This is a genomic window from Zhihengliuella alba, from assembly GCF_039538765.1.
GTDB classification, from domain to species: domain Bacteria; phylum Actinomycetota; class Actinomycetes; order Actinomycetales; family Micrococcaceae; genus Zhihengliuella; species Zhihengliuella alba.
This window is the reverse complement of the sequence record NZ_BAABCJ010000001.1, coordinates 785299-799681: the sequence shown is the minus strand read 5'-3', so window position 1 is coordinate 799681 and position 14383 is coordinate 785299. Positions and strand designations below refer to the sequence as shown.

At 72.7% G+C, this 14383-nt stretch carries 14 protein-coding genes; 10 read left to right on the top strand and 4 right to left on the bottom strand.

Annotation, left to right across the window (positions count from 1 at the left end; genetic code table 11):
• Window positions 1–59: 59 nt before the first annotated feature.
• From ABD784_RS03555 to folP, 3 genes are all read right to left on the bottom strand, one after another.
• Entirely contained in the window at window positions 60–992 is a 933-nt protein-coding gene (locus tag ABD784_RS03555) for a J domain-containing protein (protein WP_344880026.1), read from the bottom strand.
• Window positions 993–1068: 76 nt separating this feature from the next.
• Entirely contained in the window at window positions 1069–1812 is a 744-nt protein-coding gene (locus tag ABD784_RS03550; RefSeq protein WP_344880023.1) for a pyrimidine reductase family protein, read from the bottom strand.
• Complete coding sequence (gene folP, locus ABD784_RS03545) at window positions 1812–2765, bottom strand: dihydropteroate synthase (RefSeq protein WP_425582927.1); 954 nt, start codon at window positions 2763–2765, stop codon at window positions 1812–1814. The genes ABD784_RS03550 and folP overlap by 1 nt, the downstream gene beginning before the upstream one ends.
• Window positions 2766–2886: 121 nt before the next feature.
• Between folP and ABD784_RS03540 the strand changes: the two genes are divergently transcribed.
• The 3 genes from ABD784_RS03540 (at window position 2887) to mnmA (ending at window position 6141) form a co-directional block, all read left to right on the top strand.
• On the top strand, window positions 2887–3678 hold the full coding sequence (locus tag ABD784_RS03540; protein ID WP_344880017.1) for a hypothetical protein: 792 nt from the start codon (window positions 2887–2889) through the stop codon (window positions 3676–3678).
• 130 nt (window positions 3679–3808) lie between these two features.
• Window positions 3809–4999 carry a cysteine desulfurase family protein gene (locus ABD784_RS03535; RefSeq protein ID WP_425582926.1) on the top strand — a complete coding sequence of 397 codons (1191 nt, stop codon included), beginning with the start codon at window positions 3809–3811 and terminating at the stop codon, window positions 4997–4999.
• Window positions 4996–6141: a tRNA 2-thiouridine(34) synthase MnmA gene (gene mnmA / locus ABD784_RS03530; protein WP_344880011.1), complete on the top strand. Its 1146-nt coding sequence runs from the start codon at window positions 4996–4998 to the stop codon at window positions 6139–6141. The genes ABD784_RS03535 and mnmA overlap by 4 nt, the downstream gene beginning before the upstream one ends.
• A 37-nt stretch (window positions 6142–6178) precedes the next feature.
• Here mnmA and ABD784_RS03525 read toward each other — a convergent pair whose 3' ends face one another.
• Window positions 6179–6553 (bottom strand): hypothetical protein, encoded by a 375-nt coding sequence (locus ABD784_RS03525; RefSeq protein WP_344880008.1) that lies wholly within the window; start codon window positions 6551–6553, stop codon window positions 6179–6181.
• An 87-nt stretch (window positions 6554–6640) separates the two neighbouring features.
• Between ABD784_RS03525 and ABD784_RS03520 the strand changes: the two genes are divergently transcribed.
• The 7 genes from ABD784_RS03520 (at window position 6641) to hpf (ending at window position 14170) form a co-directional block, all read left to right on the top strand.
• A complete protein-coding gene (locus tag ABD784_RS03520; protein ID WP_344880005.1) occupies window positions 6641–7081 on the top strand; it encodes a chorismate mutase in 441 nt (146 codons plus the stop codon).
• Complete coding sequence (locus ABD784_RS03515) at window positions 7078–8160, top strand: uroporphyrinogen decarboxylase/cobalamine-independent methonine synthase family protein (RefSeq protein WP_344880002.1); 1083 nt, start codon at window positions 7078–7080, stop codon at window positions 8158–8160. The genes ABD784_RS03520 and ABD784_RS03515 overlap by 4 nt, the downstream gene beginning before the upstream one ends.
• 133 nt (window positions 8161–8293) lie before the next feature.
• Window positions 8294–8971, top strand: coding sequence for an MtrAB system response regulator MtrA (gene mtrA / locus ABD784_RS03510; protein WP_344879997.1), 678 nt, complete (start codon window positions 8294–8296; stop codon window positions 8969–8971).
• A 53-nt stretch (window positions 8972–9024) separates the two neighbouring features.
• On the top strand, window positions 9025–10572 hold the full coding sequence (gene mtrB, locus ABD784_RS03505; RefSeq protein WP_344879994.1) for an MtrAB system histidine kinase MtrB: 1548 nt from the start codon (window positions 9025–9027) through the stop codon (window positions 10570–10572).
• Window positions 10569–12314: an LpqB family beta-propeller domain-containing protein gene (locus ABD784_RS03500; RefSeq protein ID WP_344879990.1), complete on the top strand. Its 1746-nt coding sequence runs from the start codon at window positions 10569–10571 to the stop codon at window positions 12312–12314. Before mtrB ends, ABD784_RS03500 begins: the two co-directional genes overlap by 4 nt.
• A 97-nt stretch (window positions 12315–12411) precedes the next feature.
• Window positions 12412–13347 (top strand): ComF family protein, encoded by a 936-nt coding sequence (locus tag ABD784_RS03495; RefSeq protein ID WP_344879987.1) that lies wholly within the window; start codon window positions 12412–12414, stop codon window positions 13345–13347.
• A 145-nt stretch (window positions 13348–13492) separates the two neighbouring features.
• Complete coding sequence (gene hpf / locus ABD784_RS03490; protein ID WP_344879984.1) at window positions 13493–14170, top strand: ribosome hibernation-promoting factor, HPF/YfiA family; 678 nt, start codon at window positions 13493–13495, stop codon at window positions 14168–14170.
• Window positions 14171–14383: the final 213 nt, after the last annotated feature.

Here is a 14383-nt window from a genome sequence, read left to right as displayed (position 1 = left end):
CGGCGCGACGACGCGGCCGGTGGCGGTCCCGCTCGACGAGGCGGGCCGGGCGGCCGGGGTCAGTACATGCCGCCGATCATCCTCGCGAGCAGCGGGACGTCCACGACGTTCGGCTCGGGCCCGGTCGCCAGGAAGAGCTTCAGCTCGCGCACCAGGTTCGCGGCATTGACCACATGCATCGGCGCGGCAGCGGAGGAGGGCTCGGCGCCGCGCGCGTAGTCGATCACCGGCTCGTGCAGGTTGCCGTCCGGGGCATGGATCACGGTCCACCCCGTCACGTTGACCTCCGGCAGCAGCAGGTCCTGCATCCGCCGGACGGCCGGGGCCAGCCGGGGCGGCGAGATGGGCCGGCCGTTCTGCAGGAGCGTCTGGCCGTCCCAGCGGTAGACGCCGCGGGGGAGCAGCATGGAGTCCACGAGGGCGAGCCGGTAGCCGGCGAGGACGGCGTGATCGATGAACCCCCGGTCGGCGGGGGAGTGGAGGCCGTTGACCAGCCGTGCCGACGGCAGGACGGAGAGCACCTGGTTCGAGAGCAGCGACACGGTCCTCGCCTCGCGCTGGAGCCGCGCCTGACCCGTGAAGAGGCCGCGCTTGCGGGGGACACCGTGCACCCGCTGCTCGGCGAGCTCCCGGCTCAGGACGGGTACGACGTCGTCCCGGAACGGGGGGACGTAGCGGGTCGGCTCCGTCGCGGTGCTCCGGCGCGCGGGCCCCGTCGGCGCCGCGGAGGCCGAGGCGCGGTACGACGCGGCCTCGTCGTCGGCGGCCCGGGTGTAGGCCGAGGCGCCGCCGTAGCTGCGGTCGTAGACGGCGCGCGCCCGCTCGTCGGAGAGCGTCTCGTAGGCGAGCGAGACCAGACGGAACTCGGACGGGTCCCCACCGTGGTCGGGATGGGTCTGGCGCGCCGCGCGCCGGTAGGCCGCCTTGATGTCCGTGGCGCTGGCGTCCCGGGGCACGCCGAGGATCTCGTAGTGCGTCCGCTGCTGGGGCACGCTCCGCCTCTCGTCGTTTCCGGTCAGCCTCGGCCACCATCCTAACGAAGCCGCCACGGGGCGGGGCCGCACGGCCCTACGGAGCGGACGCCTCCGGATCCCGTCGCCGGTACTCGAGGAAGAGCGCGTCGTCCTCGGTGAGCACGTGGTGCAGTGCCAGGCGGCGCAGGTCCGGCTCGTCGTCGCCGGCCGCGATCCGGCCGGCCGTCCCGCCCGCGAGCAGGGGGCTCACCGTGAGGCAGAGGCTGTCCACGGCGTCCCCGGCGACGAACGTCCCCAGCAGGTGCGGGCCGCCCTCGCCGTGGATCACCCGGTGGCCCCGGCGGGAGAGCTCCTCGACGATGGGCGCCGCCGTCGTCCCGCGCTCCAGGACGACGACGTCCGCCACCTCCTCGAGGCGTCTCCGGCGCCCCTCCGGGGCGTCCGGACCGGTGAGGACGATCGGCCGCACCGGGCACTCGGCGACGAACGGACTGTCCGGCTCGAGGCCCAGGGAGCCGCTCACGACGGCGACCGCAGGGTGGGCCGGCAGGCCGCGCCCCACGCGCCACGTCTGCGCAGCGACATCCACCAGCGCCCCCGCGTAGCCCTCGGCGCGCACGGTGCCGGCCCCGACGAGGATCACGTCCGCGTGCCGGCGCAGCAGTGCGAAGATGCGCTGGTCCGCCTCATTCCCCAGGGCCCCGGAGACGCCCCGGTGCGTCGCCGCGCCGTCGAGCGTGGAGACGAAGTTGAACCGCACGAAGGGTGCCGTGGTCCGCGGTGGCGCATAGGCCTCCAGCAGCTCGGCGTCCGTCATGGACTGGTGGGCCGGGAGCATCAGCGCCTCGCCTCCCGGACCCGCGGTGCACGGACGGGGGACGGGGGATCCGCCGCGGGCTCGTTGACCTCGCCCATGTTGTGCCTCAGGTACGCCGGTTCCCGCCACCCCATGGCCGCCTCGATCAGCCTCATGGCCTGCACGGACTCCTCGACGCCGTGCATGCGGACGATGCGTGCACCGTTCATGGCGCACATGGCCGCCGCGGCCAGGGAGCCGGCCGTGCGCTCCCGCTTCGACACGTCGAGGGCCTCGCCGATGAAGTCCTTGTTGGACACGGCCGCCAGCGCGGGGTAGCCGAGACCGGCGACCTCGTCGAAGCGGCGCGTGACCTCGAGGGTGTGCAGGGTGTTCTTGTTCAGGTCGTGCCCGGGATCCACGATGATCTTCTCGGGCGCCACACCGGCCGCGAGGGCCGTGTCGACCCGCCGGCGGAGGAAGTCGACGACCTCCGCGACGACGTCGCCGTAGCGCGGGCGCGGGTACACGGTGCGGGGCCGGGCCAGCGAGTGCGTCAGGACCACGTGCACGCCGCCGTCGGCCACGACGCGGGCCAGATCCGGGTCGGCCAGGCCGGTCGTGTCGTTGATGACGTCCGCCCCGGCCTCGATGGCCGCCTCCGCCACCGCCGGCAGGAAGGTGTCCGCCGAGATGACGACGTCGGATTCGGCACGGACGGCTTCGATCACGGGGACGACGCGCTCGGCCTCGGCCGCTGCGGGCAGCGCCGGCCCGGGGGCGAACGGCACACCGCCGATGTCGACCCAGTCGGCACCGGCACCGACGGCGCGCAGGGCGGCGCCCACGGCCTCGTGCAGGCCGAACGTCGAGCCGCTGTCGTAGAAGCTGTCCGGGGTGCGGTTCACAATGGCCATGACGGCGATCCGTCGGGAGAAGTCCACCGTGCGGTGGCCGAACTCGTGCACCGGGTGCAGCAGTCGCGGTTCGAACATGCCCATGGTGGTTCTCCTTCTCGTCACCCCATTCTTATCAGGCCGGGCCGCGGTCTAGTCCTCCGTCGCCCCGCGCGCAGACCGGACGCACCGCCGCCGGGCGACTTGTACGCTGGTGGACATGCCGATCACTTTCGCCGGCTCCGCCGCCGGCCGCTGGGTCGCCGAGGCCCGTGCCGCCCACCGCTCCGCGATCCCCACCGTTGCCACCCAGGTGCCCTCCGGGTACCCGGCCGTCGCCCGGATCTTCCACCCGGCGCGGGACTTCGACGGCCGCCCCGTGCGCTGGGCCGCCGTCGCGGCGGCCCGCGGCACGGTCTTCCACGCAGGGGCCCAGTTCGCGGCGCTCGCCGGGATCGACGAGGCCGGGTACGCGCTCTGCGAGGACGCCTGGGAGGGGGACGCCCCCATCGCGCACGGGCTGCCCCAGCCGGACCTGGCGCAGCTCGCCGGGCTGCTGGCCGCTCACACCGCGACCCCGGATCAGATCTGCCTGGGCCTCTGGAACGGCTACGCGTTCGCCGCGGGCGTCACCGCCGAGGACGGGGCCCGGATCGAGCTGACCGCCGCGCAGCAGGCGGACGTCCTCGAGCTCGACCCCTCCGGGTACCAGACCTACTGGGTCTTCCGCGGCGGCGCCGCCGACCTGGCGGACCCGCTCTGGGCTGGGAACGACGTCGTCGCGGAGCGCCAGGCCCCGGACCTGGCCTGGCCGGCGGACCGCGCCTGGTTCCTCTCCACCGAGCTGTACGAGGACTCGACGCTCCTCGCCGGGCCGGCGGAGCTGATCCGTGCCGTCGTGGAGCATCCCGGCCTCGAGGCGTTGCCCGTCGGACGCGACGTCCGTCTGGACGCCGAAGGTGACGAGATCAACCCGCTCCCGGCGGAGCCGGACGAGGACCCGGAGGCGTAGAATTGCGGGGAGCACGAGCCACCCGGCTCGGCGCACCGCCCGCTCCCGACCCGCCTTGGAGACCGTGGATTCCATCCCCGCAGCCGCACCGCCGGGACCGGTCTACCTCGACCACGCCGCGACGACGCCCATGGCGCCGGCGGCACTGGAGGCCATGACCGGGGAGCTCGCGCGCACCGGCAACCCCTCCTCCCTGCACGGCGCAGGACGGCGGGCCCACCGTGTGGTCGAGGACGCCCGCGAGGAGCTGGCCGCCGCGGCCGGCTGCCATCCCACGGAGATCGTCTTCACCTCCGGGGGCACCGAGGCCGACAATCTGGCGCTGAAGGGCCTCTACTGGGCCCGTCGGGACGAGGATCCGGCCCGCAACCGCATCCTCTGCCCAGCCATCGAGCACCACGCCGTGCTGGACACCGTCGAGTGGCTGGAGCAGCACGAGGGAGCCGACGTCCGCTGGCTCCCCGTCGACGGTCTCGGCCGGATCGACCTGGACCGCCTCCGCCAGGAGGTCGCGGACGCGCCCGAGCGGATCGCCGTCGTGACCGCCATGTGGGCCAACAACGAGGTCGGCACGGTCCAGGCCGTCCGGGACGTCGTCGCGCTCGCCGAGCCGCACGGCATCCCCGTCCACTCCGACGCCGTCCAGGCGTTCGGGGCCCTGCCCCTCGACTTCGCCCGGTCGGGCCTGGCCACGATGGCCGTCAGTGCGCACAAGATCGGCGGACCGGTCGGCATCGGGGCCCTCGTGGTCCGCCGGGACGTGCGCCTCACCGCCGTCCAGCACGGCGGGGGCCACGAGCGCGCCCTGCGCTCCGGAACCCTCAACGCGGCGGCCGCGGCCGGATTCGCGGCGGCAGCGCGCGAGGCCGTCGGGCACCTCCCGGTCGAGGCCGAGCGCCTCGCCGGTCTGCGGGACCGGCTGATCGACGGGGTGGCGGACGCCGTCCCCGAGGCGCGGCTGAGCGGACCCGCCGACCCCGGGAACACGGGGGAGCGGCTGCCGGGCAACGCGCACTTCACGTTCCCGGGTTGCGAGGGCGACTCGCTGCTGTTCGTGCTGGACATGCTCGGCGTGCAGTCGTCGACGGGCTCGGCCTGCACCGCCGGGGTGCCCCGGCCGAGCCACGTCCTGCTCGCCATGGGGATGAGCGAGGAGAGGGCGCGGGGGGCGCAGCGGTTCACGCTCGGGCGCACGACGACGCGCGCGGACGTCGACGCCCTGGTCGCGGCGATCGGCGAGGCGTACGCCCGCGCCAGCCGGGCCGGGCTGGCGGCCCGGCAGAGCAGCATTCGGACAGCAGGAACGGGATGGGGAGCATGAGAGTACTGGCAGCGATGAGCGGCGGCGTCGACTCCGCCGTGGCGGCGGCCCGAGCCGTGGACGCCGGGCACGACGTGGTCGGCGTCCACCTGGCGCTGTCCCGCATGCCCGGCACCCTGCGCACCGGCAGCCGGGGCTGCTGCACGGTCGAGGACTCCAACGACGCGTGGAGGGCCTGCGACAAGCTGGGCATCCCGTACTACGTGTGGGACTTCTCCGAGCGATTCAAGGAGGACGTGGTCGACGACTTCATCGCCGAGTACGCCGCCGGGCGCACCCCGAACCCCTGCATGCGCTGCAACGAGCGGATCAAGTTCGCCGCCCTGCTGGAGAAGGCGCTGGCCCTCGGGTTCGACGCCGTCTGCACGGGGCACTACGCCAAGGTGGTCGAGAACCCGGACGGCTCCCGTGAGCTCCACCGCGCCGCCGACTGGGCGAAGGACCAGTCCTACGTGCTGGGGGTCCTCACGCACGAGCAGCTCAAGCACTCCCTCTTCCCGCTCGCGGAGACGCCGTCGAAGGCCGAGGTCCGCGCGGAGGCCGCCGAGCGCGGCTTCACGGTCGCCAACAAGCCGGACAGCCACGACATCTGCTTCATCCCCGACGGCGACACCCGCGGCTGGCTCGCCGAGCGGATCGAGATGACCGAGGGGGAGATCGTCGACCACGAGGGGAACGACGTCGGCACGCACCCCGGAGCCAACGCGTTCACCGTGGGCCAGCGACGCGGACTGAAGATCGGTCGTCCCGCCGCGGACGGCAAGCCGCGCTTCGTTCTGGAGATCCGGCCCAAGGAGAACAAGGTCGTCGTGGGGCCGCAGGACCTGCTCGAGGTCGATCGGCTGCGCGGGATCAAGATCAGCTGGGCCGGGCTGCCGCTGCCCGAGGCCGAGGCCGGGGAGTCGTTCGAGTGCATGGTGCAGGTCCGCGCCCACGCGGACCCGGTACCCGCCCGGGCGTTCGTCACCACGGACACTGAGGACGACGACGCGGCGTCCGAGCTCGTCGTCGATCTCGACGGGCCCCTCAAGGGCGTCGCCCCGGGGCAGACGATGGTGCTCTACCAGGGCACCCGCGTGCTGGGCCAGGCGACGATCAACTCCGCCCGGAACCGGTCCTGGGACCCGGCCGCCGTCTCCTGACCGCGGACGCAAGACCGCGGGGCGTCGGCTCGGCCGGTCAGGCGGCGGGGTCCGCGGATTCGTCGACGACGCCGGTGAGGCGCGTGCCGACCTCCTCGTACTCGCAGCGCACGCGTCCCGGCGGCGTCGGCGGCAACTCACGCGCCGGGTGGGACGCGCAGTAGAGGAAGTCGAACTCCGGCCACCACTTCTTGGGCCGGACCGCCTCGGTGAACCCGCAGACCGTGCAGGTGAGGTGGAGCCAGACCGGTCGTCTCCCGGTGCGGTTGGCCTTCGACTGGGCGAGCCAGGCCGGAGGGTCGGCGACCAGGGCCCGGAGCTCGGCGTCGGAGAGCCGGGCGGGGATCCCGTGGCGTCGGGCCATCTCGAGCGGGATGTCCAGGGCGATGGCGGCGTCTCGGCGGGTCAGCATAGCTCGCCAGCGTAGCGGTACCCGGGGCGCGCGCAACAGTCGGGACCCGGCGGGCGTCGGCTGCGGCCCGCCGATAGACTGGAGGGCATGAGCGAGACGCAGCCGGCGCGCGCCGAGGACACCGACCCCACGCCCGTCGCGGAGCCGATCCCGGAGGGCGACGACGGCGGCTACGATCCCGCGGCCAGCTCCCTGCAGGGCGCCGTGGACTCGGCGGTGATGCGCGAGCTGCTGGCCGTGCGCGGGAGCATCGACAACATCGATGCCACCCTCGTCTACCTCCTCGCGGAGCGGTTCAAGGCGACCCAGCGCGTGGGACACCTCAAGGCCCGCCACCGGCTCCCCGCCGGGGACCCCGGGCGGGAGAAGGCCCAGATCGCCCGCCTGCGCCGCCTGGCGGAGGAGGCGCAGCTCGATCCGGCGTTCGCCGAGAAATTCCTGAACTTCATCATCTCCGAGGTCATCCGCCACCACGAGGCGATCTCGCAGAACCACCAGCAGGACCCGGCCCGGCAGCAGCGCCCATGACACCCGGCCACACCGTCACACCCGGCCACACCGTCCGGGCCAGCGCGCGCGGCCCCATGCCCGGCACCGATCCGCTCGAGGCGTCGCGCATCGTCCACGGCGAGCTCGGGCATCCCCACCTGCCGCATCTCGTCGAGCTGCCGGACCGCGGCGTCGGGTCCGACGCCGTGGGTCGCACCGCCGGGCTGCTCGAGGAGCTGCACGTCGACCTCCAGTCGTACGGATGGCGCCTGAGTGCGCGCCCAGGCCGCGACGCCGTGCGCATCGCCGGCGCCCTGCGCAGCGACATCAACGCCACGGCCGACGTCCTCGGTGCGCAGTCGGACCCAGCGGCCGAGCTCAAGGTGCGGATCGTCGGCCCCCTGGCCCTGGCGCGGAGCCTGTACCTGTCCAACGGCGAGCGTGCGCTGAGCGACCACGGCGCCCGGCGCGACCTCGCCGAGTCCCTTGCCGTCGGGGCCGCCCGCCACGTCGACGCGGTGCGCAGCGGCACCGGCGTCGAGCGCATCACCGTCGAGATCGACGAGTCCGGCCTCGGCCCGGTCCTGGCCGGCGCCGTGCCGACGGTGAGCGGCTATCGCACGCTGCGCTCGGTGCCCCGGCACGAGGCCACCGCCGCCTGGCGGACACTCGCCGACGCCCTGCGCGCGGCGGGGACCGAGACGGTGCTCAGTACCGACGTCGACTCGGCCGACGTGCCCGTCGTCGTCGAGTCGCTCACCGGCGCGGGGTTCGACGGCGCCGGCCTGAACGTCGCCGCGCTCGACACGGCCGCCTGGGAGCAGCTTGCCGGGCTCGTCGAGGGCGGGCGCTCGGTGTGGCTCGGGCTGCTCGATCCGGCGCGGTTGGAACTGGACGCGGAGGACGTCCCGAGGCTGCCGCGCGTGACCGAGATGGTCCGCCGCATCCACCGGCCGTGGCGGCAGCTCGGGCTCGCCGAGGCGCAGTTGCCGCAGACGGTCCTGATGCCGGCCTCCGGTCTGGAGGCGTTGCCGCCGGTCGCGGTCCGGGCCGTCCTGACAGCACTGACGGACACCTCCGAGGCCCTCAGCCAGCTCGCTGCCGAGGCGGCCGCCTGACGCACGGCCGGGGCTCGACCGGCAGTATTACGCGCCGAGGTTCGCGCAGCTGGCCCGGGATCGGCACGGTTCCGGTTAGGCTGAAGACTGGATGCATGCGGCCACGCCGCGACGGCTGCGACGAAGGGGAGTCATGAAGGCCCGGATTCTGGTGGTTGACGACGACGCCTTGGCTGAGATGATCGGCATCGTCCTGCGCAACGACGATTTCGATCCGATCTTCTGCAACGACGGCGCGGCCGCGCTGGAGGCGTTCCGCGAGTCGAATCCCGACTTGGTCCTGCTGGACCTCATGCTGCCGGGTCTCGACGGGATCGAGGTCTGCCGGCAGATCCGTGCCGAGAGCGACGCCCCCATCGTGATGCTGACCGCCAAGTCGGACACCGCCGACGTCGTCCGTGGCCTCGAGTCCGGTGCCGACGACTACGTGCCGAAACCCTTCAAGCCCGCCGAGCTCATCGCGCGCGTCCGGGCGCGTCTCCGGCCCGGCGAGAAGCAGGCGCCCGAGACGCTCCGGATCGGCGACCTCACCGTCGACGTCGCCGGGCACTCCGTGATGCGCGGCACCGAGCGACTCTCGTTGACCCCGCTCGAGTTCGACCTCCTCGTCGCCCTCGCCCGCAAGCCCTGGCAGGTCTTCACCCGCGACCAACTGCTCGAGCAGGTCTGGGGTTACCGGCACGCCGCGGCCGACACGAGGCTCGTCAACGTGCACGTCCAGCGGCTCCGCTCCAAGGTCGAGCGCGACCCGGAGAACCCCGAGGTCGTCCTGACCGTCCGGGGCGTCGGCTACAAGGCGGGTACGAACTGACCTGGATCCGCCGGCTCGCCAAGCGCGCGCGTCTGGCATGGCGACTCGCCGCCATGGTCTGGAGGCGCTCCCTGCAGCTGCGGGTCGTCGCCGTCACGCTCACCCTCTCGGCCCTGGCCCTGGGGGCGACCGGGGTCTTCGTGTCCCACCAGGTGGCCTCCGGGCTGTTCAAGGAGCGCTTCAACCAGCTCCAGGTCGACGCCATGAACGGGCTGAACAACGTCAAGGCGACCTTCGCGTCCCTCGAGACCGGTGGCGAGCGCGATCAGGTGTGGACGGACGTCCGCCAGACCCTCGAGGCCCACGCCAATCAGGGCGCCAGCGGCGAGCGGGACTTCGTCCTCGCCCTGCTGCCCGGCAGCGAGACGATGTACGTTCCCTCCATCGCATCGCCGGGACTGACCACCGGCTCGGTCCCGTTCGAGCTGACCGAGGCCGTCCGCGACGGGAACGGCATCTACTGGCAGTCGATGTCCTACGTCGTGGGCAACGAGCAGGTCCCGGGCCTGGCCTTCGGGACCAGGGTCACGCTGCCGCCGGGCGCCGACTACGGCCTCTACTGGATCTACGACCTCTCCAGCGTCCAGGAGACCCTCGACTTCTTCCACCGCACGATCCTGCTGGCCGGCATCCTCCTCCTCGTCGTCATCGGCCTCATCGCCTGGTACACGACCCGCCTCGTCGTCGGGCCCGTCTCCAATGCCGCCGCGGTCTCGGAGAAGCTCGCCTCCGGACGGCTGGAGGAGCGCATGGAGGTCCGTGGCGAGGACGAGGTCGCCCGTCTCGGCAACTCCTTCAACCACATGGCCTCCAGCCTTCAGGACCAGATCATCCAGCTGGCGACGCTGTCGCAGATGCAGCAGCGCTTCGTCTCCGACGTCTCGCACGAGCTGCGCACCCCGCTGACGACCGTGGCGATGGCCGCCGAGGTCCTGCACGACGCCAAGGAAGACTTCGACCCGGTGAACCGCCGGTCCGCCGAGTTGCTGTACCGCGAGGTCGAGCGCTTCGGCACGCTGCTCAACGACCTCCTGGAGATCTCGAGGTTCGACGCCGGAGCGGCAGCGCTCGACGCCGACGACCTGGATCTGCGGCCCGTCGTCCAGCGCGTGCTCGAGACGGCCCAGCCGCATGCCGAGAAGGCCGGCGCCCCGCTCCGCCTGCACGGTCCCGAGAAGCTCGTGGTGGAGATGGACCCGCGCCGGATCGAGCGGGTGGTGCGCAACCTCGTCATGAACGCCGTCGAGCACTCCGAGGGCCGTCCGATCGACGTGTCGATCGGCGGCAACGACTCGGCGGTCGCCGTGTCCGTCCGCGACCACGGCATCGGCATGTCCAAGGAGCAGGTCGCCCACGTCTTCGACCGCTTCTGGCGGGCGGACCCGGCCCGCAACCGCACCACCGGCGGCAGCGGTCTCGGCCTGTCGATCGCCACGGAGGACACGCGACTGCACGGAGGCTGGCTCCAGGCCTGGGGCGAGCCCGGCGAGGGCTCCTGCTTCAGGCTCACGCTGCCGCGCCGGCTCGGGGGCACGATCGGCGAGTCCCCGCTGCCGCTGCCGCCGCCGCGTGAACTCGCCGCAGAGGAGGGCACCCGATGAGAACCGTCTCCAGCCGCCCACGGCTGCTGCTCGCGCTCCTGGGCGTCGTCGCGCTGCTGCTCAGCGGCTGCGCCTCGATCCCGACGGACGGCCCGGTCGGCGTCAGCGCAGCGGACGCCACCCAGCCGGGCGGGGTGACGTACGAGTTCAACCCGCCCGGGCCGGCGCAGGACGCGGAGCCGGAGACGATCATCGAGGGATTCGTCACCGCTGGCCTCTCGCCCGCGGACGAGTACGGCACGGCGCGGGAGTTCCTCACGCCGCAGCTCTCCCGCAGCTGGCAGCCCAGTGCCGCCACCCTCGTCTACACGGGCCAGCCCAACGTGGTCGGCGGTGCGGGGGCGGGCGAGTACTCCGTCGAGGTCGCGACGACGGCGAGCATCGACGAGTTCGGAGTCATGCAGCGCTTCACCGAGCCCAGGATCGAGACCGTCCGGATGGTCCTCGACGAGGTCGACGGGCAGTGGCGCATCGCGGAGACGCCGAACCTCACGCTGCTCGAGGAGGGCAGCTTCATCGACGTCTTCGGCTCCTACCCGCTCTACTTCTACAACGCCACCTACTCGCACGCCGCCCCGGACTACCGCTGGTTCGCGCGGCGCCAGTCACTGGCGTCGACGCTCGTGCGGGCCCTTCTCGAGGGACCGCAGCCGTACCTCCAGGGAGCCGTGGTCACAGCCTTCCCGGAGGCCGGCGAACTGGCCCGGAACGCCGTGCCGGTGGAGGGGAGCACCGCGACGGTCGATTTCCAGGAGGGGGTCTTCGCCGACGCGTCCGCCCTCACCAGACTGCGCATGCAGCAGCAGCTCGAACTCACCCTCGACGGCGTCAACAACATCAGTGCCGTGCAGATGACCGTCAACCAGACGGCCGTCGCGCTCGAGGGATCCCAGGAGTTCGTCGAGGTCTCGGCGGAGGCAGAGGTCCCGGACGTCCAGATCGGCATCGCCGACGGGGAGCTGGTGCTCTACCAGGGCGGCGGCAGCACCATCGAGATCGGCAACATCCCGAACGTGAGCTCCTACGAGCCGATCGAACCGGCGATGTCGCCGGCCGGGGCCGAGGTCGGCGGCAGCCAGTACGCCTTCCTCAGCGGCGACCGCACCCACGTGTACATGGTCTCCCAGAGCACGGGGGCAGATGGGGCCCTCGCCGAGGTGGCCATGGGCGAACGCTTCGTCAGGCCGAGCATGGACGTCCACGGCTGGCTGTGGGCCGTGGACTCCGGCACCGGCAAGGTCTCCGTCATCCGTGCCTCCGCCGACGAGGGCCTCGAGAACCGGCAGACCCTGGAGATCGCGGCCGAATGGCTCGATGGCCTCACCGTCGACTCGTTCCGGGTCTCCCCGGACGGCACGCGCGCCGCCGTCATCGCCGGGCGAGGCGACGAACGCCGCCTCTACGTCGTCGGGATCATCCGCGACTCGACCGGCGTGCCCCGTGGCTTCACCTCACCGATCGAACTGCCCGCGACGGTGCCGCTCGGCGAGGTCGTCTGGGACGCGTCCGACGCCGTCATCGTCATCGACCCCAGCGACAGCGAGACCGTCCGGCCCGAACGGGTCCGTCTGGACGGACGGACCGAACCGCTCAACGTGCTCCTCGGCATGACGAGCATCTCCAGCGGCCCGGGCGACGACATCATCGTGTATGCCGAGGCGCAGGGAACGGTCTGGTCCCAGGTGGCCAACGTCTGGAAGGACAACGGGATCCAGGTCCGCGGTCTCGCGTATCCCGGCTGACCGAGTCGCCCTCCACAGCGCCCCGGGCACCGCGGGACCATCCCCGCGGCCCCGGGCGGCCGGTGGCGGCGTCCGTCCCGTCGGGCATCCTCGCGGAGTGGACGATCGAGACGAGAAGGCACGGGAGAACCGCCCCGGGACGGTCCTCCGCCGTTCCGCGACGGCCGTGGACGGCTGGGTCCTCGGCCGCTCCGGCCGCTCGCTCGCGGCAGCGGCCGGGGAGTTCCTCGGCCTCGTGGCCCCGACGGAGTGCGTCGCCTGCGGAGGCCAGGACTCCGTCCTCTGCCCGTCCTGCGCTGCGCGGCTCCGGCACAGCACGGTCCGGCCCGCCCGGGTCGAGGACGCTGCCGAGGCACTCCCGCTCGACGCCTTCGACCGGCCCCTGCCCGTCGTCGCCGCAGGGCCCTACGCCGGGGAGCTCTCGGCCAGCCTCCTCGCGTACAAGAACCGTCAGCGCACCGGGCTGCTGTCCGTCCTCGGGCCGGCCCTGGCCGGGGCCGTGCACGCCTTCGCCCCGGAGGCGCAGCGTGCCGCCGCCTGGGCCGGCAGCCGCACGATCCTCCTGGTGCCGGTTCCGTCCCGCAGCTCCGCCTCCGTCCGCCGCGGCTACGCGCCCGTGCAGGAGTTGCTCCGCTGGATGCGGCGTCGTCGTCTGGAGCCGCCGGGCTTCGGCGTCGCCTCCGTGCTGCGCACCGCGGAACCCTGGACGCATGTCCTGCCGTCGGCCCCGGTCGTCGCCGTGCTCGAGGCCGCGCGGGCACGGCTCGGGGCGGGCCCCGAGGGGGCGGGGGCGCAGAAGGGGCGGGGGCGGCGCGCCCGGGCCGCCGTCCGCGGGACCATGCGATCACAGGCCGACCTCCGGGGGTGCACCTGCGTCATCGTCGACGACGTCCTGACCACCGGCTCGACCGTCGCGGAGGCGCACCGCGCCCTGGCGGCCGCCGGAGCCGTGGTTGCCGGCGCCGTCGTCGTCGCTGCCACCCACGATCCGCGCGGCTCCGAAATGACTGTGAACCGCATCAACGGAGGGTAAACATTCCGGAAATCTCTTGCATCCTGACGTAGGTGATCTACGGTGAAGTATGGGCATCCCGACAGGGACGACGCACCCATCTTCAGCGGTCCGGAGGCGCGCGATTCCGGCCGTTGTCGTGTCACCGAGGACGTAGGAGGACACCATGGAGATGACTTTCACCGGACGCAATATCAGCGTCTCAGACCGCTTCCGCGAGTACGTGGAGGAGAAGGTCGACAAGGTGGAACAACTGGCCGCGAAGCTTCAGCGGCTCGATATCAAGGTGACGAAGGAGCCCCACTGCAAGAACCCCGAGACCCAGCTCACGGTTGAGCTGTCGGTGATGACAAAGGGCCCGGCGATCCGGGCCGAATCCCACGCGGCGGACAAGTTCGCCGCTTTCGATCTGGCGTTCGGCAAGCTGCTCGAGCGTCTCCGCCGCGCACGCGACAAGCGCAAGGTCCACCACGGTCGCCACACGCCGACCGCCGTCTTCCAGGCCACCGGGGGGCTGGAGCCGGCGCCGAGCGGCGTGCCCCTGCACGCTGCGGCCGCCGACGAGCCGGTGGAGCAGAACGAGGGGCAGGACCACGCCAACCCCGTCGAGATCCGCCGCAAGGTCTTCCCCGCGACGCGGATGAGCGTCGACGACGCCGTCGACCGGATGGAGCTCGTCGGCCACCCCTTCTACCTCTTCGTCGACGACGCCACCGGCCAGTGCGCCGTCGTCTACCGCCGCAAGGGCTGGTCCTACGGCATCATCGAGCTCGACGGCGACCGTCAGGAACCGGAGACGGTCGAGACCCGTCACTACCGGGACGAGAAGCCTGCAGGCGTCTGAACCGAGCCAGTAGTCCACCGGCCGGACCGTGAGGGGCCGGACCTGCAGAACCTGCGGGTCCGGCCCCTTCCGCGTGCCCGGGGAGCGCCGCCAGACGCCCCGGTGCCGTGGCCGTTCGCTCGCGGCGCAGGCCGACGCCCGGTGCCGCGGCCTGCCGTTCCGGGCAGCCCGTATAGACTGGCCGAGCCAGTTTTCCTGTGCCATAGAAAATGG

Coding starts and splice junctions, on each gene's coding strand:
- folP (WP_425582927.1), bottom strand. CDS start 2,765: ATGTTCGAACCGCGACTGCTGCACCCGGTGCACGAGTTCGGCCACCGC.
- hpf (WP_344879984.1), top strand. CDS start 13,493: ATGGAGATGACTTTCACCGGACGCAATATCAGCGTCTCAGACCGCTTC.
- ABD784_RS03540 (WP_344880017.1), top strand. CDS start 2,887: ATGCCGATCACTTTCGCCGGCTCCGCCGCCGGCCGCTGGGTCGCCGAG.
- mtrB (WP_344879994.1), top strand. CDS start 9,025: ATGGTCTGGAGGCGCTCCCTGCAGCTGCGGGTCGTCGCCGTCACGCTC.
- ABD784_RS03515 (WP_344880002.1), top strand. CDS start 7,078: ATGACACCCGGCCACACCGTCACACCCGGCCACACCGTCCGGGCCAGC.
- ABD784_RS03525 (WP_344880008.1), bottom strand. CDS start 6,553: ATGCTGACCCGCCGAGACGCCGCCATCGCCCTGGACATCCCGCTCGAG.
- mnmA (WP_344880011.1), top strand. CDS start 4,996: ATGAGAGTACTGGCAGCGATGAGCGGCGGCGTCGACTCCGCCGTGGCG.
- ABD784_RS03500 (WP_344879990.1), top strand. CDS start 10,569: ATGAGAACCGTCTCCAGCCGCCCACGGCTGCTGCTCGCGCTCCTGGGC.
- ABD784_RS03535 (WP_425582926.1), top strand. CDS start 3,809: ATGGCGCCGGCGGCACTGGAGGCCATGACCGGGGAGCTCGCGCGCACC.
- ABD784_RS03550 (WP_344880023.1), bottom strand. CDS start 1,812: ATGCTCCCGGCCCACCAGTCCATGACGGACGCCGAGCTGCTGGAGGCC.
- ABD784_RS03520 (WP_344880005.1), top strand. CDS start 6,641: ATGAGCGAGACGCAGCCGGCGCGCGCCGAGGACACCGACCCCACGCCC.
- mtrA (WP_344879997.1), top strand. CDS start 8,294: ATGAAGGCCCGGATTCTGGTGGTTGACGACGACGCCTTGGCTGAGATG.